Genomic DNA, 22,777 nt, shown 5'->3' on the forward strand with positions numbered 1-22,777 from the left:
GCGGGGGAGAAATGCGTCAGCCTGTGCGGCGCGAAGAGCGGGACAGACGGTACGAAGAGGTCGAGGAGAGCCGGGGCGGGGGGATCGCCGCGCGGGCGCCGGGGGTGCTCAGACGGAAGGTGCGCCACGCGGATCTGCGGGCGGTCGGGGAGGTGCGCCGTGAGCTGGCCCAGCTGCTGAGCCGCTGGGCGGGTGCCGGCGGCGGCGAGGTCACGGCGGTGGCGACGCTGCTGACCAGCGAGTTGGTCACCAATGCCCTGGTCCACGCGGAGGGCGGTGCCCTCGTCACCGCCACGGTCGGCGACCGGCTGCGGGTGGAGGTACGGGACTTCGTCTCCGGACGCCCCGAGCCGAAGGCACCAGCCGCCGACGGGACATCCGGCCGGGGTCTGATGCTGGTCCGCTCGTTAGCGGACGCGTGGGGCATACGCTCCCACGGGGTCGGCAAATGCGTGTGGTTCGAGCTGGGCGGCGGACCGGCCTGAGCCGGGTTCGGGGGTGTCGGTTCGACGCGGTCCGCCACCTGTCAGGCGAATCGTTGCTCGATCGCCGCGAGTTTCTCCTCCAGAGAATCCAGACGGGGCAGCGTCTGGGTGTCGTCCTCGGCGGTGAGGTCCACCGTCCGTCGTAGCTCGGCGGCGACGGCGGTGGCACCGGGATCAGTGCCGGTCACGGCCTTGAGGGCCGGGCGGGAGCGCACCGGCGAATCTGATGTGGGCAACGGCTCCGGATAGTCGCTGGATATGGCGGAGTCCCGGTCGGCCATATCCGTCGGCGCCGCGGTGGCGTGGGTGACGGTCAGCCGGCCGCCTCCCCTGCCGATGCCCCACGAGCGGTGCTGACGGTTGATGGCCTTGAGCCGCGCCCGGTCGAGCTTGACCTGCTCGCGCCGGCGCAGTCGGCTCTGCTCCGTCTGCCGGCGGTCCTCCCGTACCTCCTCGACCGCCTCGTCCAGGGTCCGTACGCCCTCCAGCAGCATCAGCGACCAAGCGGCGAAGGTCTCGCGGGGGGCCCGCAGCCAGCGGACGACCCGGATCTGCGGCAGCGGACGGGGCACCAGGCCCTGTTCGCGCAGCGCCGCCCGGCGGGTCTGTTTCAGCGCCCGGTCGAAGAGGACCGCCGCCGACAGCGACATCCCGGCGAAGAACTGCGGCGCGCCCGCATGGTCGATCCCGCGGGGCGCATGCACCCAGTTGAACCAGGCCGCGGCGCCCGCGAACGTCCACACCAGCAGCCGGGAGCCGAGCGCCGCATCGCCGTGGCTGGCCTCGCGCACCGCCAGTACGGAGCAGAACATCGCGGCGCCGTCGAGCCCGAAGGGCACCAGGTACTCCCAGCCTCCGTAGAGGCCCAGGTTCTGGACGCCGAAGCCGACCAGGCCGTGGAAGGACAGCGCGGCGGCGACCGCCGCGCAGCAGAAGAGCAGCAGATACGAGGCCGAGGCGAACACGGCCTCCTTGCGGCGGCGGCGCTCCTCGCTGCGCTCCCACGAGACATCGGCGGACCGGGCGGCCGCCCGTTTGTCGCGCAGGATCAGGGCGACGACCGTGATGCCGCCGGCGATCAGCAGAACCGTCGGAATCAGCCAATCCAGCGATATGTCGGTCATTCTCATGGTGGAATTCCTTGCCTTGAATGCGGTGAGTGCCGTGCGCGCGTCCCATGGACGCGGGGTGCCGTGAGCACGCGGTTTCGCGAGGCATCCTGGCGGAATTCGTCGTTCCCCCAGAGGGTTTCGAGGCAAGAGAACGCCAAGGGGGTGCCGGGAGTGGCAGATGTGTGACAGGACATCGAACTTTCCTGTCGGGAGGGTGACATGAGTTCGATTTCGATGCCCTGTACGGATGGAGAGTGGGTCAGGCGGTTGCGGTGAGACGCGTGATGCGCTCCGCGTCGCAGGTGCGGGGGCAGGTGACGCAGGTGTCGTCGGGGCGCAGCGTGTAGAACATGCAGCAGCTGGCGCGGTCGCGGGTGGGCAGCTGCTCGCCGTCCGGGCCGGTGAGCGTACGGAAGGCCGCGCTGCCGACGTACGGAGCGGTGGCCCCGGGCAGCAGCCTCTCCAGCTCGGCGACCGCACGCGGCTCCTCGCCCAGCAGGTGCCCGAGATACCACAGGCCCTCGACGATCTCGTCGGACGCCATGCCCCACAGCGCCCGCGGGCCGCGCCGCATCCGGCCGCGGAAGCCGTGCAGTACGGGCTCCAGATGCTCTGCCACCGCCGCCCGTACCTCGGCGCGCAGCGCCTCCTCGTCCGGTACGACCCGGGCGCCGGACAGCTCCGCCGCGGGATCGCCGGGAAGGCACGCGAACGAGCGGACCCGTACGGCCATCCGGCCCAGCTCCCGATGGAAGGCGACGTCCTGTACGGGCAGCCGGGGCACCCGGCGGTGCAGGAACCAGGGGACAGTGATCAGCAGACAGGCGGGCCAGGCGTAGCGGTGCAGCGCGAAGCCGGCGATGACGTCGGGGCGGGCGCGCTGTCCGTAGTCCCGGACGGTCTGCGCGTCGTCCCAGGCGAGGAGCGTGTCGAGGGTCTCACCGCCGGCCGCGAGACCGGCCGCACACACCCAGCCGTCACCGCTCGGCGGTGCCGCGTCCCACTCGGTCACCCGCAGGCCGGGGAAGACCTCGAAAAGCCGGGCATACGCAGCGGCGACGGGCTGCGTGAGCGGCGGGGCGGCGGGGGCTGACGTCATCGGGAGACCACCGAATCACGATCGTTAGCAGGTAAGGCTTACCTTATCGGAAGAGCCTACCCAGGCCCGCTGAGGTGTGAACTGGCGCCGCGGGCGCCTATGGTGCTGGAAACCCGTCAGTCACATTCTTGGGGAAGCACCATGGAGCAGGGCACAGCGGAACAGGAGCAGCGCGCACGCGCGTGGGTGCCCGCGCACGCCGGTTCCGCCGTGCCGCAGCCGACCGTGCCCCGGCAGCTGGCCCGGCCGCAGCGCCACTCCGTACGCGGCCAGGTGCTCACCGCACTGCGCGAGGCGCTGGTCGGCGGGGAGCTGGCGCCGGGCGAGGTCTACTCCGCGCCGGTGCTCGCCGGGCGCTACGGCGTCTCCGCGACCCCGGTCCGCGAGGCGATGCAGCAGCTCGCGGGCGAGGGCGCCGTCGAGGTCGTGCCCAACCGCGGTTTCCGGGTCTGCGAACGCAGCTCCCGCGACCTGGCCGAGCTGGCCGAGGTGCGCGCCATGCTCGAGGTCCCCGCGATCATCCGGCTGGCCAGGGCGCTGCCGCCGGAGCGCTGGGAGGAGCTGCGTCCGCTCGCCGACGCCGGGGTGAGCGCCGCCGCACACGGCGACCGGGTCGGTTACGCCGAGGCGGACCGGGCCTTCCACCATGCGCTGATCTCACTCACCGGAAACCGCCGGCTGACCCAGGTCACCGATGACCTGCTGCGCGGCACCCAGTGGCCGGCCGGCGGCTCCCGGCTGCGCACCGCCGAGCTGCTGGCGGACGCCTCCGAGCACACGGCGCTGCTGGACGCACTGATCGCCCAGGAGTACGGGGTCGCCGAGCGCATCGCCCGCGGGCATCTGTCGGGTACGCGGCACCCGCACTGACCGGCCGGGCCTGCCGGCTCAGCCGGGCAGCAGCTCCGCCAGCGGCAGCGCCGCGGCATCGGCGGCGGGCCGGGAGAGGTACAGCTCGGCGTGGTAGAAGCCGTCGGCCTCCTTGCCGACGGTGGACAGCCCGCGCGCGGCCAGCGCGGCGAACGTCGCCCGCCGCTCGTCGCCGTCGGCGAACCGGCGCTGGCGGAAGGTCCGGGTGGTGAGCTTCTCCGTCACCAGCCCGGCGCGGGCGAGCAGCGCGGAGATCTGTTCGTAGGGGACCGTGCGGAGCACGAAGGAGGCGACCCAGGGCGGCGAGGACATGCAGTCGAGGAGGCGGGCGTAGGTGCGCTCGGAGATATAGCCGACGCCGCCCGTGACGGTGATCAGGTCGATGCCGGCCAGCGACTGCCGAAACTCTTCACTGGGGTCGACGAGTTCCAGGTTCTCCGAGAAGCCGCGGTCGAGGAGCCCGGCCGACTCGGCGTACTCGACGGCCGCTTCCGCCGAGTCGAGGCCGATCACCCGCGCCGCCTCGGGGCGGCGCCGAGTGGCGAAGAATGTCCGGTCCTCCTGAGCGAGTTGCGCCGTCGCCGGGGTTCGGGTGGCGAGCCCGGTGTAGCGGCTGTAGAGGTCGGTGAGGGACAGCCGGTGGTTGAGCAGCGCGGCGTTCACCCCGTATGAGCAGCACAGGTCGATGACGCTCAGCGGCGGACGGTCGCTGCGGCGGCGCTGCAGGGCTTCGGTCACGGCGCGGAAGACCGCCTGGCCGTGATGCGGAATCTGGTAGTCCAGCGGTTGCAGAGTGGTGAAGTACCTACGCGGATCCGGGCAGTTGTAGATCGCCTCGAAATCCGCCTTGCCCCAGTCGGTTGAGGCGGTGGTGTTGGACACTCCTGCTGCCACAGTGGGCCTCCTGAAAGGCTCGGCCAAAGGGTGCTGGTCCCGCAACAGCATTCAGGCCCAGCTGCCGCCTCGCACTGCGACTTGCGGCCATTCTCGGGGCGCATGAGGCAGCGGTGCGGCACCTGCGTCCGAGCCTCGCACAAGGGAACAGCCACCGCACCCCGGCCGATCCGCCGCAGTGGCCGCACATTTTCGGCCAATCGGCGCCGTAGCCCGCATGGCTGACGACGAGGGGTTGACGGGGCGGTCGGTCGCGCGCTGTACGAACGGCCGTCCGCCCCGCCCCGCCCGGTCTACGTGGCCGCCGGATGCGGCGAGAGGTGATCGGCGAGCCACGTGGGCACGCCCCCCATGAGACGGAACAGCCGGGCCGCCTCGGCGCGCAGCCTGGGCGCGTCCTCCTCCGGCGCGGCATCGGCCAGCGCGGCCAGCGCGGGCGCCGTACCGACCAGGAAGCCCAGCTCCTCCCGGATCCGCAGCGACTCGGCGAAACCGTGCCGGGCCTCGGCCAGCTCGCCGTCGCGCAGGGCGAGCCCGGCCAGATGGCGCCAGGTGAAGGACAGCAGCAGGGAGTCGCCCTGGGCGGTGGCGCCGGCGTGCGCGCGGCGGTAGGCGGCGCGCGCCGCGTCCGGGCTGTCGGCGACATGCTCGGCCATCAGCCCGCGGCGGAAGTCCAGCAGCGGCCGCCCCACCGCGGCGGGGGCCAGCAGCGCGGCGGCCCGGCCGAGCGCCGAACGGGCCTCGTCCGCCCGGTCGCGTACGCCCAACACCGTTGCCGCGTACGCGAGATGCCCGCGCTCGCAGGCCGCGCCGCCCCGCTCGTCGTCGTCGGCCGCGAGCGCCTCGGCGCTGCGCAGGGCGTCCTCCGCGGCGGCCCACCCGGTGGCGGTGAACATGCAGCGCTCCACGAGGAGCGCGGCGCGGCGCAGTGCGGCACAGGCGTGCCGGACGGCGTGCGGCTCCAGCAGCGCGGCCGCGTCGTCCCAGCAGCCGCGGGAGCGCAGCCGCCATACGGCGCGGTCCAGGGGATCGTCGTCGTCCGCGCCCGGTCTGGCGGCCGGTACGAGTGGTGCGACAGCCGGCACCAGTGGTGCGACGGCCGGTACCGCTGTGGATTCAGGAACCGATGAGGATTCCGGTTCTGCGGACGAAACGGAATCCGCGGATTCCGCGGACCCTGGCATGGCGGTATCCGCCACATTGCCCTCCCCGAGCGCGCCATTGAGCTGGAAGTCGGATGCAGTGGGCGAATCTCAGCACGAATTCCGTGGCGCGGCCAAGGGGGTAGGTGAATGATTTCACAATCGCCGAAAGGTTGGCCGGGACCTGTACGGCGGCCCTGATCGGCGGCGCGGCAGATCAGCGCGGCTGCCGCGCGCCGGAACGCCGTTGACGCCATGACGCCCGAACGAGGTACCCCGAATGGCGTAGCGCGGTGCGTTCACCCGAAGAGTGCTCCGCGGCGCCCGGCCGCCCCCAAAAGCGGCGGATCCCGCCGCGGGGCGACGGGATCCGCCCGCCCGTCGCCCGCCACCACCCCGGAACGAGTCGCTTCGCGACGCGGTGACACGCGGCGCGCTCAGCTCATCCGTACTGGCAGGCGCGCTCAGCTCATCCGCAGCGCCGGGCGCGCTCAGCTCATCCGCAGCGCGAGGAAGAAGTCGAGCTTGTCCTCGAGGCGCGACAGATCGCGGCCGGTCAGCTGCTCGATGCGGCCGACCCGGTAGCGGAGGGTGTTGACGTGCAGGTGGAGGCGGGTGGCGCAGCGGGTCCAGGAGCCGTCGCAGTCCAGGAACGCCTCCAGCGTGGGGATCAGCTCGGCGCGGTGGCGGCGGTCGTAGTCGCGCAGCGGGTCCAGGAGGCGGGCGGTGAAGGCGCGGCGGACGTCGTCCGGGACGAACGGCAGCAGCAGGACGTGCGAGGCCAGCTCCTCGTGCCCGGCGGCGCAGACCCGGCCGTTGCGGGCGGCGGCGACCCGGCGGGCGTGCCGGGCCTCCTCCAGCGCGCCGCGCAGGCCCTCGGCGGAATGCACGGCGGCGCTGACACCGATGGTGAGCCGGCCGTCGTCCGCCAGGCCCCGGCCGAGCGGCTCCTGGACGACGGTGAGCAGGTCATCGGCGTGCAGCCCGGTGACGGTGGTCTCCCCCGACTCGTCCGGCGTCGCGGGCAGCGGCACCAGCGCCACCGCCTCGTCGCCGGTGTGCGCGACCGCGATCCGGTCCGACGGTTCGGGCCCGAACGTACCGGGATCGACCAGCACCTCCTCCAGCAGCGCCTGCGCCACCGGCCCGCCGGGGACCTCGCCGCTGGCCCACTCGACCCGGGCCACCACGATCTGCCAGTGCGGGGCGCTGCCCAGGCCCGGCAGCAGCACCGGCGCGGCGACCCGCAGCCGGGCCGCGATCTCGGCGGGCGGGGCGCCGGTCTGGACGAGTTCCAGGACCTCCTGGGCGAGGCGTCGGCGCACCGTACGGGCGGCGTCGCGCCGGTCGCGTTCCACGGCGATCAGCTGGGTGACGCCGTTGAGCAGATCCAGCCGCTCGTCGGACCAGTCGCCGGCGTCCGCCTCGACGGCCAGCAGCCAGTCCGAGAGCACCGTTTCGCGCAGGTCACGGCCGTCGTAGCGGATCGGGAAGAGGGAGTACGTCACGCCGGCGAGGGTGACCCGGTGCGGGCCGCGGCGGCCGCTGCGGGAGGCGGCCAGGTGCTCGCCGGCGAGCCGGGCGCCGATTACGCCGGGCAGCTCCGGGCCGGAGTCCGCCAGCGTCGATCCGGCGATCTGGCGGCCGGTGGGGGAGAGCACCCAGGCCCGCAGATCGAGATCCGAGCCCAGCAGGTCCAGGACGACCTCCGGACCGCCGCCCGCGGGCCCGGACGTCATCAGGCGCCGGTGGCGGTCCACCACGGCGGCCAGGTCACCGGCCCGCTCGCTGGAGACCTGGCGCACGACGTACTCGGTGATGGAGGCGAACGACACGTCCTCGACGACCGAGAACAGCGGCAGCCGGTGCCGCGTACAGGCCTGTACGAGATCGTCGGGGACCGCGCCGAGTTCCGCCTCGCCGGCCGCGAGCCCGGCGACCCCGGCGGAGGCCAGGATCCGTACGAACCGTTCGGAGTCCTCCGGCTCGCGGCGCCAGGCGAGGCCGGTCAGTACCAGCTCACCGCCGGAGAGATATCGGCTGGGGTCGCGGAGGTCGGTCGTCATCACACCCCGTACCGTTCGGTCCAGCTCGTCCTCGTTTCCGAGCAGCCGAAGGCCCAGAGTGTCGGTTTCCAGGAGTGCGCGGAGCCGCATGACCTCGCCCGCCGTTCTTTGCTGTCTTGTGTGGCCGGTGGAATGCCGCGAGGTTTCTGAGCCTCGTCTTTCGTTCGAATCTACAAGACAGGTGGCTTGGCCAGCCAACCGCTTCATGGTTTCGGTGACTGCACCGGGTGGGTGCAGTGAGCGTTCACTTGGCCCAACCGCGTTAACAAGACGTGAACAAGCTCCGTGGCGAAGAGGGCCCAGGGTCCTCACCATGAGCAGCGAACGACCCGATTTCGTAGAAGAGGCCACCCATGGACTTCCTTCGCCCCGCCAGCTGGGAGGAGGCGCTCGCCGCTAAGGCAGAGCACCCGACCGCTGTGCCCATCGCGGGCGGCACGGACGTGATGGTCGAGATCAACTTCGACCACCGCCGCCCCGAGTACCTGCTCGACCTGAACCGTATCGGTGACCTGAGCGAGTGGGAGGTCGGAGAGAAGACCGTACGACTGGGCGCCTCCGTTCCCTACACCAAGATCATGGAGAATCTGCGGGCCGAACTCCCGGGCCTGGCCCTGGCGTCGCACACTGTCGCCTCCCCGCAGATCCGCAACCGCGGCGGCGTCGGCGGCAACCTCGGCTGCGCCTCCCCTGCCGGCGACGCGCACCCCGCGCTGCTCGCCTCCGGCTGCGAGGTCGAGGTCGAGTCGGTCCGCGGCCGTCGGATGATTCCCATCGACGAGTTCTACCTCGGCGTCAAGCGCAACGCCCTGCAGGCCGACGAGCTGATCCGTTCGGTGCATCTGCCCAAGGCCGACGGCCCGCAGCAGTTCTCCAAGGTCGGCACCCGTAACGCCATGGTCATCGCCGTCTGCGCGTTCGGTATCGCGCTGCACCCCGAGACCCGTACGGTCCGCACCGGCATCGGCTCGGCCGCGCCGACCCCGGTACGCGCCAAGGAGGCCGAGGTCTTCCTCGCCGCGGCGCTGGAGGACGGCGGCTTCTGGGAGTCGGGTGCCCCGATCCCGCCGTCCGTCGCCAAGCAGTTCGCGCAGCTCGCCTCCGGCGCCTGCAACCCGATCGACGATGTGCGCGGCAGCGCCAAGTACCGCCGGCACGCGGTGGGAATCATGGCGCGCCGCACCCTCGGCTGGACCTGGGAGTCCTACCGCGGAAACGAGAGGAGCGCACAGTGCGCGTGACATTCACCGTCAACGGCCGCCAGCAGGAGGCCGACGATGTCTGGGAAGGCGAGAGCCTGCTGTACGTCCTCCGCGAGCGGATGGGCCTGCCGGGTTCCAAGAACGCCTGTGAGCAGGGCGAATGCGGTTCCTGTACGGTCCGCCTGGACGGCGTGCCGGTCTGTTCCTGCCTCGTCGCCGCCGGCCAGGTCGAGGGCCGCGAGGTCGTCACCGTCGAGGGCCTGGCGGACTTCGCCAAGCAGCGCGCCGAGCACGGCGGCTGTGCCTCCGGTGCCTGCGGCACCAGCGTGGACGCCGCCAAGCAGTGGCAGGCCAAGCCCGCCGACTCGCAGACCGGCGAGAACACCGACCTCTCCCCGATCCAGCAGGCGTTCATCGACGCCGGCGCGGTCCAGTGCGGTTTCTGCACCCCGGGCCTGCTGGTCGCCGCGGACGAGCTGCTGGAGCGCAACGACTCCCCGTCGGACGGCGACATCCGTGAGGCGCTGTCGGGCAACCTGTGCCGCTGCACGGGCTACGAGAAGATCCTCGACGCGGTCCGGCTGGCGGCCGCCCGCGGCGCATCCCAGACCGCCGGACAGGGGGCCTGATCACGATGGCTGGTGCCACTCGTACACCCACCAATCTCACCCAGGGCGGCAAGACCGACGCCGGAATCGGCGCGTCCACGCTCCGCCCCGACGGCACCCTCAAGGTGACCGGTGAATTCGCCTACTCCTCGGACATGTGGCACGAGGACATGCTGTGGGGCCACACGCTCCGCTCCACCGTCGCGCACGCCGAGATCAAGTCGATCGACATCTCCGAGGCGCTGGCGACCTCCGGTGTCTACTCGGTCCTGACCTACGACGACCTGCCCACCGAGGTGAAGAACTACGGCCTGGAGATCCAGGACACGCCGGTTCTCGCGCACGGCAAGGTGCGTCACCACGGTGAGCCGGTCGCGCTCGTCGCCGCCGATCACCCGGAGACCGCGCGCCGCGCCGCCGCCAAGATCAAGATCGAGTACGTCGAGCTGCCGGTCGTCACCGACGAGGCCTCCGCGACCGCCGAGGGCGCGCCGCTGATCCACGAGGGCCGCGACGACCACCACTCGGGCCACGTACCGCACCCGAACATCGTCCACCGTCAGCCGATCATCCGCGGCAACGCCGACGAGGCCGCCAAGAAGGCCGATGTCATCGTCTCCGGCGAGTATGTCTTCGGCATGCAGGACCAGGCCTTCCTCGGCCCGGAGTCCGGCCTGGCGGTGCCCGGCGAGGACGGCGGCGTCGACCTGTACGTCGCCACCCAGTGGCTGCACTCCGACCTCAAGCAGATCGCCCCGGTCCTCGGTCTGCCCGAGGAGAAGGTGCGCATGACGCTCTCCGGCGTCGGCGGCGCGTTCGGCGGCCGCGAAGACATCTCGATGCAGATCCACGCCAGCCTCCTGGCGCTGCGCACCGGCAAGCCCGTCAAGATCGTCTACAACCGCTTCGAGTCCTTCTTCGGGCACGTCCACCGGCACCCGGCGAAGCTCTGGTACGAGCACGGCGCCACCAAGGACGGCAAGCTCACACACCTGAAGTGCCGCATCGTGCTGGACGGCGGCGCCTACGCCTCCGCCTCCCCGGCCGTCGTCGGCAACGCCTCGTCCCTGGCGGTCGGCCCGTACGTCGTCGACGACGTCGAGATCGAGGCCGTCGCGCTCTACTCCAACAACCCGCCCTGCGGCGCGATGCGCGGCTTCGGCGCGGTCCAGGCGTGCTTCGCCTACGAGGCGCAGATGGACAAGCTCGCCAAGAAGCTGGGCATGGACCCGGTCGCCTTCCGGCAGCTCAACGCCATGGAGCAGGGCACGATCATGCCGACCGGGCAGCCGGTCGACTCCCCGGCCCCGGTCGCCGAAATCCTGCGCCGCATCAAGGCGATGCCGCTTCCCCCGGAGCAGCAGTGGCTGGCGGCCGGCGAGGGCGCGGACGTCCGCGCCCTGCCCGGCGGTCTGTCCAACACCACCCACGGCGAGGGCGTGGTCCGCGGTATCGGCTACGCCGTCGGCATCAAGAACGTCGGCTTCTCCGAGGGCTTCGACGACTACTCCACCGCCCGGGTGCGGATGGAGGTCATCAACGGCGAGCCGGTCGCCACCGTCCACACCGCGATGGCGGAGGTCGGCCAGGGCGGCATCACCGTGCACGCCCAGATCGCCCGCACCGAGCTGGGCGTCGAGCAGGTCACCATCCACCCCGCCGACACCCAGGTCGGCTCGGCCGGCTCCACCTCCGCCTCCCGGCAGACCTACATGACCGGCGGCGCGGTGAAGAACACCTGCGAGAACGTCCGCGAGAAGGTCCTGGAGATCGGCCGCCGCAAGTTCGGCACGTACCACCCCGCGTGGGCCACCGCCGAGCTGCTGCTGGAGGGCGGCAAGGTCGTCACCGACGGCGGCGAGGTCCTGGCCGAGATCGCGGACGTCCTGGAGGGCGAGGCGGTCGACCTGGAGCTGGAGTTCCGGCACCGGCCCACCGAGGCGTTCGACCTGGTCACCGGCCAGGGCAACGGCCACGTCCAGTACTCCTTCGCGGCCCACCGCGCGGTCGTGGAGGTGGACACCGAGCTCGGCCTGGTCAAGGTCATCGAGCTGGCCGTCGCCCAGGACGTCGGCAAGGCGCTCAACCCGCTGTCCGTCGTCGGCCAGATCCAGGGTGGTACCACCCAGGGCCTGGGCGTGGCGGTCATGGAAGAGATCATCGTCGACCCCAAGACCGCGAAGGTGCGCAACCCCTCCTTCACGGACTACCTGATCCCCACGATCCTCGACACCCCGACCATCCCGGTCGATGTGCTCGAACTCGCCGACGAAGCGGCCCCCTACGGGCTGCGGGGCATCGGCGAGGCCCCGACCCTGTCGTCCACTCCGGCCGTCCTCGCGGCGATCCGGAACGCGACCGGGCTGGAGCTCAACAAGACGCCGGTACGCCCCGAGCATCTCACCGGTACCTGATCCGTCTGGGGGGCGACCCCCAGACCTCGGTTCCGGGCGGTGCGTGACCAGGGGTGTCCCTGTCCGTCCTCCTCCGCGTACCGCCCGGATCCCAGCTCAACCCCGCATCACCCCGCATCACCCCGCGCTACGCAGTCGCTGTCCGGTTCCCCCACCGGGCCAGTACCCCACGTTCGTCTCGGGCCGTCCCCCGGGTCGTGCAGCCTCAGATCCATCCCAAATCTCGCATCCGATGCGAGTGTCCCTGTGAACCTTGGGAGTAAGGCACCATGACCCAGCAGTCCACTGAGCCGCAGACGGCGGCGGAAGACGCGGGCACCGGCTCGCGTCCGCCCGCCGGCCGCTCCTGGCTCGACCGGTACTTCCACATATCCGAACGCGGTTCCACCCTCGGCAGGGAACTCCGCGGCGGCATCACCACCTTCATGGCGATGGCGTACATCCTGCTGCTCAACCCCGTCCTGCTCAGCGGCAAGGATGCGGCGGGCAACTCGCTCGCCCCCGCCATGGTGATCACGGCCACCGCGGCCGCGGCCGCGCTGACCACCCTGGTGATGGGCATGGTCGGGAAGGTCCCGCTCGCGCTCGCCGCGGGCCTGAGCGTGTCCGGTGTGATCGGCACCCAGGTGATCAAGGAGATGACCTGGCCGCAGGCCATGGGCATGTGCGTGATCTACGGCGCCGTGATCATGCTCCTGGTGGTCAGCGGGCTGCGCGAGAAGATCATGAACGCCATCCCGATGGGCCTCAAGCACGCCATCACCATCGGCATCGGACTGTTCGTCACCATGATCGGCCTGGTGAAGGCCGGATTCGTCGGTATCGGCAATCCCGGCGCGCCGGTCACCCTCGGCGTCGGCGGTCACCTCGCCGGCTGGCCGGTGCTGGCCTTCTGCATCACCGTGATCGCCATCTTCATGCTGCTGGCCCGCAACATCCCCGGTGCGATCCTGATCGGTATCGCCATCGGTACCGTCTTCTCGCTCGTCGTCACCCCGATCTTCGGGCTGGGCGCCAAGCAGTGGGGTCTTTCCACCCCCAAGCTCCCCGACAGCGTCACGTCCCAGCCCGACTTCGGCCTGCTCGGCAAGGTCGAGTTCGGTGGCTTCGCCGAACTGGGCGCCGCCACCGTCAGCATGGTCGTCTTCACCCTCGTCCTGGCCGGATTCTTCGACGCGATGGCCACCATCATCGCCGTCGGCCAGGAGGCCAAGCTCGCCGACAACCTCGGCCGGATGCCCGGTCTGAACAAGGCCCTGCTCATCGACGGTGCGGGCGGCGCGATCGGCGGCATCTCCGGCTCCTCCGGCCAGACCGTCTTCATCGAGTCCGCCAGCGGTGTCGGCGAGGGCGCCCGTACGGGCCTGTCGGCCACCGTCACCGGTCTGCTCTTCGGCGCGGCGCTGCTCTTCACCCCGCTCGCCGAGATCGTGCCCGCCCAGGTCGCATCCGCCGCGCTGGTCGTCATCGGCTCGATGATGATGCAGAACGCCCGGCATGTGGACTGGAAGGACCGCTCCATCGCGATCCCGGTCTTCCTGACCGTGGTCCTGATGCCGTTCACGTACTCGATCGTCAACGGCGTCGCCGCCGGCGTCATCTCGTACTGCGCGATCAAGCTCGCGCAGGGCAAGTGGCGCGAGCCCGGACCACTGATGTGGATCCTCACGGCGGTGTTCATCTTCAACTTCGCCTTTATCGACGTCGGGCATTAGGGGACACCCTGACCCGCGCCGGGCACCGAGCCCGGGCGAAGGACCGCAGTGGCCCTTCGCGCAACCGCAGACAAGGAGCTGGACATGCTGGACATCGCCGAAGAGTTGAACCGGTGGGTCGAGCAGGGACGCGATTTCGCGGTGGCCACCGTGGTGGCCACCAACGGAAGCGCGCCCCGGCAGCCCGGAGCCGCCCTTGCCGTCGACACCGACGGCACGGCGATCGGGTCGGTCTCCGGCGGATGCGTGGAGGGCGCGGTCTACGAGCTGTGCCAGGAGGCGCTGGAGACCGGTGAGCCGGTCCTCGAACGCTTCGGCTACAGCGACGAGGATGCCTTCGCCGTGGGCCTGACCTGCGGCGGGATCATCGACATCCTCGTCACCCCGGTACGGACGAGCGGCCGTGGATCCGCCGCCGACAGCGGATCCGCCGGCGCCCCGGTGGACAGCACTGCCGAGACGCTCGCCGCCGCGCTGGCCGCCGCTGCCTTTGGGGAGGCGGCGGCTGTCGCGCGGATCATCGAGGGCCCGGCCGAACTGGTCGGCCGCGCCCTGCTCGTCCGCCCCGACGGCAGCCACACCGGCACCCTGGGCGGCCACCCGGCCCTCGACCGTACGGCCGTCGAGGAGACCCGCGCCCTGCTGGACGCCGGACGTACGACGACGATGGAGATCGGCGCCGACGGCTCGCAGTGCGGCCGGCCCGTCGTCCTCCTCGTCGAATCCTCCGTCCCCGCCCCCCGCATGATCGTCTTCGGCGCCATCGACTTCGCCTCCGCGCTCGTCCGGGTCGGCAAATTCCTCAACTACCACGTCACCGTCTGCGACGCACGCCCCGTCTTCGCCACCAAAACCCGTTTCCCGGACGCCGACGAGATCGTCGTCGACTGGCCGCACCGCTACCTCGACTCCCAGGAGCTGGACTCGCGTACGGTCCTGTGCGTGCTGACCCATGACGCCAAGTTCGACGTCCCCCTGCTGGAGCGCGCGCTCAAGCTCCCGGTCGCCTACGTCGGCGCCATGGGCTCGCGCCGCACCCACCTCGACCGCCAGCAGCGCCTGCGCGACGTCGGCCTGACCGAACTCGAACTCAACAGGCTGCGCTCGCCCATCGGCCTCGACCTCGGCGCCCGCACCCCCGAAGAGACCGCCCTGTCCATCGCCGCCGAAATCGTCGCCAACCGCCGCGGCGGCACCGGCACCCCGCTGACCGGCGCCCATACGCCCATCCACCACGACGCGGCGGCCCGGACGGTCGGGCGGATCGGGTCGGTGGCGTAGGGGGCGGCACGGGCTGTAGGGGCTGTAGGGGCTGTAAGGGCATCTGTTCCTACGGGGCCGGCGGACCCTGAAACCGCCGGTCCTGAAGGCGGGCGGCACGCACGGCCGCCCGGGTGCGGGCGCGGAACCCGATGGGGACCGCGCCCGCACCATTTGGCTGTCCGGCTGTCCGGCTGTCCGGCTCTCTGGCTCTCCGGTTCTCCGGTTCTCCGGGGTGAACGCCATCGCTGCTGTTGCGGACCGAACCTGTCCGCAACGCCCCCTACTCTCGCCGCATGACGCAGCGATCCACCACCGCACCCGCCGCCGCTCCACTCCTCACCGCCCGCGCCCTCGGACGCGCCACCCTGGCCCGTCAACTCCTCCTGGAACGGGCCGAGTTGACCGCACTGGAAGCCGTGGAGCGGCTCCTCGGACTCCAGGCCCAGTCGCCGCGCCCGCCCTACTATGCGCTCGCCGCCCGCCTCGCCGGCTTCCGCCCGCAGGAGCTGTCCGCACTCCTGGAGACCCGGCAGGCCGTACGGATCTCCGCGATGCGCTCCACCCTCCACCTGCTCAGCGCCCGCGACGCCCGGCTGCTGCGGCCGCTCACCCGCCCGGTGCACGACCGCGGCCTGCGCGGCAGCTTCGGCAAACAGCTGGCCGGCGTCGACCTCGACCGGCTCGCCGAGGCGGCCCATACGCTCGTCGAGGAACGGCCGATGACGTTCAAGGAGCTGGGGGAGCGGCTCCAGGAACAGTGGCCGGAACACGAGCGTTGGCCGCTGTCGATGGCGGCCCGTCAGCTGTTGCCGCTGGTGCAGGTCACTCCGCGCGCCCTGTGGGGCCGCAGCGGGCAGGCCGCGCACACCACCCTGGAGGCCTGGCTGGGGGAGGGCGCCGTCGACGGCCCCGGCTGCCAGGATCCGGCCCCGGATGTGCAGGACTCTCTCCCGGCCGTCCTCCTCCGCTACCTGGCGGCCTTCGGCCCGGCCTCCGTAAAAGACATGCAGACCTGGTGTGGCCTGACCCGGCTCCGCGAGGTCGTCGACCCGCTGCGCCCCCGCCTGCGCACCTTCCGCGACGAGAACGGCACCGAACTCTTCGACCTGCCCGACGCGCCCCGCCCCGACCGCGACACCGAGGCCCCCGTCCGCTTCCTCCCCGAGTTCGACAACGTCGCCCTCTCGCACGCCGACCGCACCCGGATCATCGCCCCCGAACACCAGGGCCGCACCTGGGCACGTAACACCGCCTACCGCGCCCTCCTCCTCGACGGCACCATCCGCGGTCTGTGGAGCATCCAACTGGGCTCCGGTACCGCCCAGTTGACCGTCGAGCCGTTCGCCCCGCTCACCCGCGCCGAGCGCACGGCGGTCGAGGAGGAGGCGAGCGGGGTGCTGCGGATGACGGCGCCGGAGGCCGCGTACGACATCCGCTACGGGCAGGTCGCCGGGCGCCCGGCGGGGGCGGCGTCGTAGCGCTCCGCCGGAAATACAGATGCCGGTGGGAGCCGGCCAAGTTAGCGTCCCCCGGTGACCACGACCACGACCACGACGACCGCGACGACCGGCACGACCACGAGCGCGACCGCGGTGGAGCCCCCCACCACCGATATCCGGGACATCCCCGAGTCCCACCTCGACCAGGCCCTCGACCTGACCTACCTCGCCCACCACCTCAAGCCCCCGGCCAAGACCCGTGCATACCATCGCGCCCTGCTCGCGAAATGCACCAGGATCGGCGCGTACGAGGATGACCAACTGGTCGGGCTGGTGGCAGCGCACCCCTTCACCCTCTCCCTCCCCGGCGGCGAACTCCCCTGCGCCGTCCTCGACTTCGTTTCCGTCGCCCCCACCCACCGGCGGCGCGGACTGCTCACCGCGATGATCGGCGCCTTCTGGAGCCGCTGCGCCGCCGCCGGACAGCCGCTGGCCAGCCTCTGGGCCTCGGAGAGCGCCATCTACGGCCGCTACGGCTTCGCGTCCGCCACCGAGGCCGACCGCATCGAGATCGACGCCACCCGCCCCCTCGACCTCCGCATCGCCCCCGACCCCCGCCCGCTGCGCCTGATCGACCCGGCCGACGCGCCCGCCGTGCTCGACCCCCTCTACGAAGCCAGCCGCGCCCGCCGCGCCGGACGGTTCCGCCGCGACGAGCGCCGGTGGCGCACCTCGGTCCTGGCCCTGGACGCCGACGACGACGCCGCTGAGGGATTCGGCGCCCCGCGGGTCGTGGTGCTCGGCGCCCCGGGCGAGACCCCCGGCGGCTACGCCGTCTACCGCACCCGCGGCTTCCAGGAGGGCAGCGGGGCGCCCGGCGCGGTCTCCGTACGCGAACTGGAGGCGGACGACGCACCGGCCGCCGCCGCGCTGTGGTCCTACCTCGCCGGCATAGACCTGACGACAACGGTCCGGGCCGGCGCCCGCCCGGCCGACGACCCCCTGTTCCACCTGGCCGCCGACCGCGACCGGGTACGCATCACCGGCACCGTCCCCTGCCTCTGGCTCCGCCTGGTCGATGTCCCCGCCGCCCTCACGGCCCGCTCCTGGGCGGCCCCCGTCGACCTCGTCCTCGACGTCCGGGACACCGAACTCCCCGCCAACGCGGGCCGCCTCCACCTGACCGCCACCCCGGACGGCGCCCACTGCACACCCACCACCTCCGCACCCGACATCACCCTGGACGCACGGGAGCTGGCCGCCTGCTACCTGGGCGGCACCCGGCTACGGGACCTCGTGCGCGCCGGCCTGGCCACCGAACACACCCCCGGCGCGGCCCGTCGCCTGGACGCGGCCCTGGAGACGGAGTGGCTGCCGGCCACGGGGGATGACGACTGAGCGGTGCCTGCGCCCATCGGCGGTGACCACTGAGCGGCGCCCGGCTGCGGGGTTCGGGGCGGTCGGCCTTGTTGTCGTCGAGCGCGCCGCGGGAGTGGCCCGTCGTCCGGGTGGGCCACGAGAGCCGGCCCGGCCGCCGTTCACCAGGCACGACGACGAAGCGGCAGCCGGCTTGGGAAGATGATGTCCGGGTGGCGGACGCCGCGCCATCGGACATCACGCGGAACCAAGCGAACCCAGCGGAAGCAAGCAAGCGGAACCAAGCGAGAATCCACCGGGAACCGACCAGGACGGGGGAGGGCATGGAACTCAGGCAGGTGCGGTATTTCGTCATGGTCGCGCAGGAGCTGCACTTCGGGCGGGCGGCGGACCGGCTGCACATTGTGCAGTCGGCGGTCAGTCAGCAAGTCCGTCGGCTGGAGCGGGAGTTGAAGGCCGACCTGTTCGACCGGTCGGCGCGCCAGGTGCGGCTGACGCCCGTCGGCGAGCGGTTCCTGCCCGAGGCGCGGGCGCTGCTCGCCGCCGAGGAGCGGGCCCGTGCCGTCGTCGCGGACCTGGCCGCCACCCGCGCGGGGGTCCTGCGGGTGGGGACGAGTACGGGCCTGGGCGCCCACCTGGACCGCGTACTGGACGCGCTCGCCGAACTCGCCCCGGAGATCCGCGTCGAACTGGTCGCCGCCCCGGCCCGGGAACGCCTCGAACGGGTCGCGGCCGGCGAACTGGACGCGGCGTTCGTACGGGGCGATGCGGAGGACGGGGGTTCCTCTCCTGCCGTCAAGGCAAGAGGGGAGGGCCGCGCGGGCCTCACCTTCGTACCGCTGTGGCAGGACCCCTTGGTGGCGGCTGTCCCCGCCCGCCACCCCCTCGCCTCCTCGCCCGGCACCGTCGCCCTCGCCGACCTCGCGGACGTCCCCCTGGTCCTGACCGCACGCCGCAACAACCGTCCCCTCGTCGACCTGGTCGTCTCCGCCTGCCACGACGCCGGCTTCGCCCCCGTACCGGGCCCGCAACCCGGCAGCCTGGACAACACCCTCACCGCAATCGGCGCCTGCGGCCCGTCCGACGCCCTGTGGACCGTCGTCTACGCCGCCCACGCCCAGCGCCTCAGCACCCCAAGGGTGGACTACCTTCCGTTCCGCAACCCGGGCATGGAACTCACCACGTCCCTCGCCGTCCAGCGCACCGCCCCGCCCGCGGGCGTCGATCTGCTGCTGCAGGCATGCGCGGCACGTCGCTAGAGCGATGATCCGGACCGCGACCACTGCTGCCCCCCCGACCGCTGCTCCCGCCCCCGCCCACCCATCTCCATCAGTGATCGCAGCGTGCACGAACCGCTTCTTGGTTGCCTGGCCTGTACGCGATGGACTGTTCCCACGCCGGTGAGCCACCCGGAGCCGGCGCCCAAAAGCCCGAGAGCCGGGACGGGATTCATCCCCATCGCAGTCACTGACAAGGGAGTTCAGCCATGCCGATCGTCACCGTCCAGCAGGGCCCGCGCAGCGTCGAGCTCAAGCGGGAGCTGGTCAAGCAGATCACCGACGCGTTCGTGGACTCGTACAAGATTCCTGCCGAGAGTGTGCAGGTCTGGATTCAGGAGGTGCCCGCCGACAGCTGGGGCGCGGCGGGCAAGCTGACCGCTGACAAGTAGGCAGGGCGGGCGGGGGCGCTACGGCAGTGCCCCCGCCCTCCCCGGCCCCGGTCACCGGCGCCCCGTCCGACGACAGCGAGCCGTTGCAACGGACGACCTGCCCCTGACGTCTTGGCCGCTTGATCGCTACCGTTGCGGAAGCTGCGGAAGCCGGCGCTCCGTCTGCTGCCGCTTCATCCGCCGACATTCATCCGCCGACGCTCATCTGCCGGCGTCCACTCGTCGGCGTCCACATGCGAGAGAGAGCGAGAACGAGAGCGATGCGGACACCGATGACGATTGCGGACTTCCTCGACCGTGCCGAGATGGGCTTCCGCACCAGTCCGGGGGTGGTCGACGAGCCGTATCAGCCCGGCCCGCCGGTGCCCGAGTTGACGTACGGGCGGTTGGGCGAACGCGTTCGGGCCTGGCAGGCGGGGCTGGATGCGCTCGGGGTCGGCGAGGGCGAACGGGTGGCGGTGGCCAGCCACAACTCCGCGCGGCTGCTGGAGCTGCTGTTCGCGGTGCCGATGAGCGGCCGGATCTGCGTTCCGGTGAACTTCCGACTCAAGCCCGAAGAGGTCGCATACGTGGTGCAGCAGAGCGGCGCCTCGGTCCTGCTCATCGACCCGGAACTGGATGACGCGCTGTCCGGCGTCACGGCACGCCACCGGTTCGTTCTCGGCGAGCAGACCGAGACCGGGCTGATGCGGTTCGGCGTCGAGCCGCGCCCGTGGTCGAACCCGGACGAGGACGCCACCGCCACGATCAACTACACGTCGGGAACAACGGCCCGGCCCAAGGGCGTAGAGCTGACCCACCGCAACATCTGGGTCAACGGCCTGACCTTCGGTCTGCACACGCGCGTGTGGGAGCGCGACGTCTACCTGCACACGCTGCCGATGTTCCACTGCAACGGCTGGGGAATGCCGTACGTGATGGCCGGACTCGGCGTCAAACAGGTGGTGCTGCGCAAGGTCGACGGCGCGGAAATCCTCCGCCGCGTCGAAGAACACGGCGTCACGCTCATGTGCGGTGCGCCCGCGGTATGGAACGCGGTGCTGGACGCGGCGGCGAAGTGGGACGGCGAGATCCCGGGACGCGATCGCGTGCGGATCGTCTGCGCGGGAGCCCCGCCGCCGAGCAGGACGATCCAGCGCGTGGGAGAGGAACTGGGCTGGGAGTTCACCCAGATCTACGGCCTGACCGAGACCTCGCCGCTGCTCACCTTCAACCGGACCCGGCCCGCCGACGCGGAACTGCCCGCCGAGGAGCGGGCGCGCAAACTGTCCCGCGCGGGGCTGCCCGCACTCGGGGTCAAGCTGAAGGTCTCCGGGTCCGGCGAGGTCCTGGCCCGCTCGAACACGGTGCTCGACGGCTACTGGGACAAGCCGGAGGAGACATCGGAGGCCCTTGAGGAAGGCTGGTTCCACACGGGCGACGGCGGCACCATCGATGACGCAGACGGCCACTTGACGATCTCGGACCGGAAGAAGGACGTGATCATCACCGGGGGCGAGAACGTGTCGTCGATCGAGGTGGAGGACACGATCTTCAGTCACCCGGCGGTCGCCGAGGTCGCCGTCATCGGGGTGCCGCACGAGAAGTGGGGCGAGACGGTCAAGGCCCTTGTGGTCCTCGCCGAGGGAGCCACGGCGCTGGAGTCCGACATCATCGCCCACTGCAAGCAGCGCATGGCGGGCTACAAGGCACCCACGTCCGTCGAGTTCCGCGACGCCATCCCCCGCACGGCCACCGGCAAGATCCAGAAGTTCAAGCTCCGCCGGCCGTACTGGTCCGACCTCGACCGGGGAGTCAACTGACCGCGGCCCCGTACGCGAGGCCGCTTGCGGGCACCCGCCGGGGATATCCGGCGGGTGCCTCACGAGAAGTCGGACGGGGATCTCTACTGGCCGGCCGACAGCAATGGCCCCAGCAGCCAGTTTCCCGGCGCGGTTTCGTCATCGCTCAGATAGAACTCCGTCACCGCGGTACGAAACTCGTCGTGGCTGATGACGCCGTCGCCATCCCTGTCGAGCCTGCTGAATGCGTCGCTGGAAAGTGCGGCATCGAGACCGACCTGGGTGCAGATGCGGAGATACTCGTCCTTGCTCAGAACCCCGTCCTTGTTTGTGTCCCAGGCCCGCATCAAAGAATCGGCGATTTCCAGTACGGCCGCCTCCAGATTTCCCGGAGAAATGACACGGGACCGCATGGCGCTGACGAATTCCTGCCGGTCGATCCGCCCGTCACCGTCGGTGTCGGCGGACGGCAGAAGCAGCCCCCACCACCTCTCAAATGCCTGCCGCATCGCTGCCGCGTTCTCGATGTCGTCGCTCGGTACCAGCCCCGTCACCGCGTCGGTGAAAAGGCGGAACCCGTCCTGCGTGAGATATCCCTGACCGGTCGTGTCGAACAGCTGGAAGAGGGCGTGGAACTTATGGTTCTTGAGGTCCTCGGACATTATTTCTTCCTCTCGTCTCGCAGGCTGCGGCATTTACGGATACGCGAATCCATTAACTGCCTCATCGATTCGCGCAACGGCCCTCACGATATGCAGGGCTGTCGGGAGGCGACAATAGATCCATAGCAGGAGGGCGCAATCGAGTGACGGCTGCCATTTCAAACCCGCTGAGGCGAGGATGACGGAAAAGGCGTCATGGTGGGAGTATGCATAACGGACTCGGTGAAGAACGCTGCTTGCTTCAGCAGCGGAGATGGGTGGTCGGATCCTGTGTCCGACTCCGGCCCTTGCTCGGCCCTCTCAACCGTCCCTCAGTCCTCAACGGACTTGCCGATCACGGTCCTTCGCAGGTCGCGTAGCTTCTCGCCACTCCCTCTGTGTCGATGGCAGATGCCGAATGCCGAACACGCCGGCGGACGGTTTTCCGGCCGTGCGACCTTGATTGCGTCAACGCCGGTGCCGCGTGCGCACCTTGATCCCCGCCGACGGGTAGGACGGCCGGTGTCCGGGACGGCATGATGCACCCGTTGAGCCGCGCCAAGCGGGACGCCGAAGCCGTCCGCGACGACGTACGCGACCACGTGGCCGAGCACCTCCGCGACGAGTGGCCGGCGTGCGGGGGTAGGTTCCGACCGTGACTTTGACGGACCTCAGCGAGGGCTTTCGTGACGTCGATCAGCGACGGCGTGTCCAGGCAGTGATCCATGACCGGCTGGCGGACGACCAGGAGCAGCAAGAGTGCCGCTCTCTCATGCGGTTCTGGTGGCAGTTGAGCGTGCCGTACCAAGAGGTGTCGATGGAGCAGCTCCACAGGAATGTCCGCGAGCCGAAGCTGGATGTCATCGAAGAGCTGATCAGCGCCATCCGGACCTCCCACGACGAGGTAGATGCCTGGATCGCCGCGGTGCAACAGGCGTTCCCCGCAGTCAGCGGACCGTCGACGCTTCGTCAATGATCCCGCGCGGCTCCGAACACGGGA

19 protein-coding genes are annotated in these 22,777 nt (G+C 71.1%); 13 read left to right on the forward strand and 6 right to left on the reverse strand.

What is annotated here, in order from left to right; translation table 11 throughout:
• Nucleotides 1–104 precede the first annotated feature (104 nt).
• The gene (locus AB0D04_RS20225; protein ID WP_362705007.1) at nt 105–485 is read left to right on the forward strand and encodes an ATP-binding protein; all 381 of its coding nucleotides are present in this window, start codon (nt 105–107) and stop codon (nt 483–485) included.
• Nucleotides 486–526: 41 nt separating this feature from the next.
• On the opposite strand, the gene AB0D04_RS20230 is transcribed toward AB0D04_RS20225, so the two are convergent.
• Together AB0D04_RS20230 and AB0D04_RS20235 are read right to left on the reverse strand one after the other, a co-directional pair.
• Nucleotides 527–1,615 (reverse strand): DUF2637 domain-containing protein, encoded by a 1,089-nt coding sequence (locus AB0D04_RS20230; RefSeq protein ID WP_362704947.1) that lies wholly within the window; start codon nt 1,613–1,615, stop codon nt 527–529.
• 241 nt (nt 1,616–1,856) lie between these two features.
• Nucleotides 1,857–2,696, reverse strand: coding sequence for a (2Fe-2S)-binding protein (locus tag AB0D04_RS20235; RefSeq protein ID WP_362704950.1), 840 nt, complete (start codon nt 2,694–2,696; stop codon nt 1,857–1,859).
• A 141-nt stretch (nt 2,697–2,837) separates the two neighbouring features.
• On the opposite strand from AB0D04_RS20235, the gene AB0D04_RS20240 reads away from it, so the two are divergent.
• On the forward strand, nt 2,838–3,566 hold the full coding sequence (locus AB0D04_RS20240) for a GntR family transcriptional regulator (RefSeq protein WP_362704952.1): 729 nt from the start codon (nt 2,838–2,840) through the stop codon (nt 3,564–3,566).
• 18 nt (nt 3,567–3,584) lie between these two features.
• Here the strand turns inward: AB0D04_RS20240 and AB0D04_RS20245 are convergent, their stop codons facing one another.
• The 3 genes from AB0D04_RS20245 to AB0D04_RS20255 form a co-directional block, all read right to left on the reverse strand.
• The gene (locus AB0D04_RS20245) at nt 3,585–4,460 is read right to left on the reverse strand and encodes a hypothetical protein (protein WP_362704955.1); all 876 of its coding nucleotides are present in this window, start codon (nt 4,458–4,460) and stop codon (nt 3,585–3,587) included.
• Between the two features lie 293 nt (nt 4,461–4,753).
• The gene (locus AB0D04_RS20250) at nt 4,754–5,659 is read right to left on the reverse strand and encodes a hypothetical protein (RefSeq protein WP_362704958.1); all 906 of its coding nucleotides are present in this window, start codon (nt 5,657–5,659) and stop codon (nt 4,754–4,756) included.
• Nucleotides 5,660–6,093: 434 nt separating this feature from the next.
• Nucleotides 6,094–7,758: a PucR family transcriptional regulator ligand-binding domain-containing protein gene (locus AB0D04_RS20255; protein WP_362704961.1), complete on the reverse strand. Its 1,665-nt coding sequence runs from the start codon at nt 7,756–7,758 to the stop codon at nt 6,094–6,096.
• Between the two features lie 263 nt (nt 7,759–8,021).
• On the opposite strand from AB0D04_RS20255, the gene AB0D04_RS20260 reads away from it, so the two are divergent.
• The 10 genes from AB0D04_RS20260 to AB0D04_RS20305 all read left to right on the forward strand — a co-directional run bounded on the left by AB0D04_RS20260 (nt 8,022) and on the right by AB0D04_RS20305 (nt 21,157).
• Nucleotides 8,022–8,909, forward strand: coding sequence for a xanthine dehydrogenase family protein subunit M (locus AB0D04_RS20260; protein ID WP_362704964.1), 888 nt, complete (start codon nt 8,022–8,024; stop codon nt 8,907–8,909).
• Complete coding sequence (locus AB0D04_RS20265) at nt 8,900–9,499, forward strand: (2Fe-2S)-binding protein (RefSeq protein ID WP_362704967.1); 600 nt, start codon at nt 8,900–8,902, stop codon at nt 9,497–9,499. The genes AB0D04_RS20260 and AB0D04_RS20265 overlap by 10 nt, the downstream gene beginning before the upstream one ends.
• 5 nt (nt 9,500–9,504) lie before the next feature.
• A complete protein-coding gene (locus AB0D04_RS20270) occupies nt 9,505–11,892 on the forward strand; it encodes a molybdopterin cofactor-binding domain-containing protein (RefSeq protein ID WP_362704968.1) in 2,388 nt (795 codons plus the stop codon).
• A 269-nt stretch (nt 11,893–12,161) separates the two neighbouring features.
• A complete protein-coding gene (locus tag AB0D04_RS20275) occupies nt 12,162–13,607 on the forward strand; it encodes an NCS2 family permease (protein ID WP_362704970.1) in 1,446 nt (481 codons plus the stop codon).
• Between the two features lie 84 nt (nt 13,608–13,691).
• Entirely contained in the window at nt 13,692–14,888 is a 1,197-nt protein-coding gene (locus tag AB0D04_RS20280; RefSeq protein WP_362705010.1) for an XdhC/CoxI family protein, read from the forward strand.
• A gap of 275 nt (nt 14,889–15,163) precedes the next feature.
• Nucleotides 15,164–16,348, forward strand: coding sequence for a winged helix DNA-binding domain-containing protein (locus tag AB0D04_RS20285; RefSeq protein ID WP_362704972.1), 1,185 nt, complete (start codon nt 15,164–15,166; stop codon nt 16,346–16,348).
• Nucleotides 16,349–16,462: 114 nt separating this feature from the next.
• Nucleotides 16,463–17,707 (forward strand): GNAT family N-acetyltransferase, encoded by a 1,245-nt coding sequence (locus AB0D04_RS20290; RefSeq protein ID WP_362705013.1) that lies wholly within the window; start codon nt 16,463–16,465, stop codon nt 17,705–17,707.
• 302 nt (nt 17,708–18,009) lie between these two features.
• The gene (locus tag AB0D04_RS20295) at nt 18,010–18,945 is read left to right on the forward strand and encodes a LysR family transcriptional regulator (RefSeq protein ID WP_362704974.1); all 936 of its coding nucleotides are present in this window, start codon (nt 18,010–18,012) and stop codon (nt 18,943–18,945) included.
• A gap of 227 nt (nt 18,946–19,172) precedes the next feature.
• Nucleotides 19,173–19,355 (forward strand): 4-oxalocrotonate tautomerase DmpI, encoded by a 183-nt coding sequence (gene dmpI / locus AB0D04_RS20300; RefSeq protein ID WP_362704977.1) that lies wholly within the window; start codon nt 19,173–19,175, stop codon nt 19,353–19,355.
• 260 nt (nt 19,356–19,615) lie between these two features.
• A complete protein-coding gene (locus AB0D04_RS20305) occupies nt 19,616–21,157 on the forward strand; it encodes an AMP-binding protein (RefSeq protein ID WP_362704980.1) in 1,542 nt (513 codons plus the stop codon).
• A gap of 83 nt (nt 21,158–21,240) precedes the next feature.
• Here AB0D04_RS20305 and AB0D04_RS20310 read toward each other — a convergent pair whose 3' ends face one another.
• Nucleotides 21,241–21,798, reverse strand: coding sequence for an EF-hand domain-containing protein (locus AB0D04_RS20310; RefSeq protein WP_362704982.1), 558 nt, complete (start codon nt 21,796–21,798; stop codon nt 21,241–21,243).
• A 634-nt stretch (nt 21,799–22,432) separates the two neighbouring features.
• On the opposite strand from AB0D04_RS20310, the gene AB0D04_RS20315 reads away from it, so the two are divergent.
• The gene (locus AB0D04_RS20315) at nt 22,433–22,753 is read left to right on the forward strand and encodes a hypothetical protein (protein ID WP_362704985.1); all 321 of its coding nucleotides are present in this window, start codon (nt 22,433–22,435) and stop codon (nt 22,751–22,753) included.
• Nucleotides 22,754–22,777: the final 24 nt, after the last annotated feature.

The sequence above is a fragment of the Streptomyces sp. NPDC048483 genome, from assembly GCF_040651455.1.
Classification (GTDB): Bacteria; Actinomycetota; Actinomycetes; order Streptomycetales; family Streptomycetaceae; genus Streptomyces.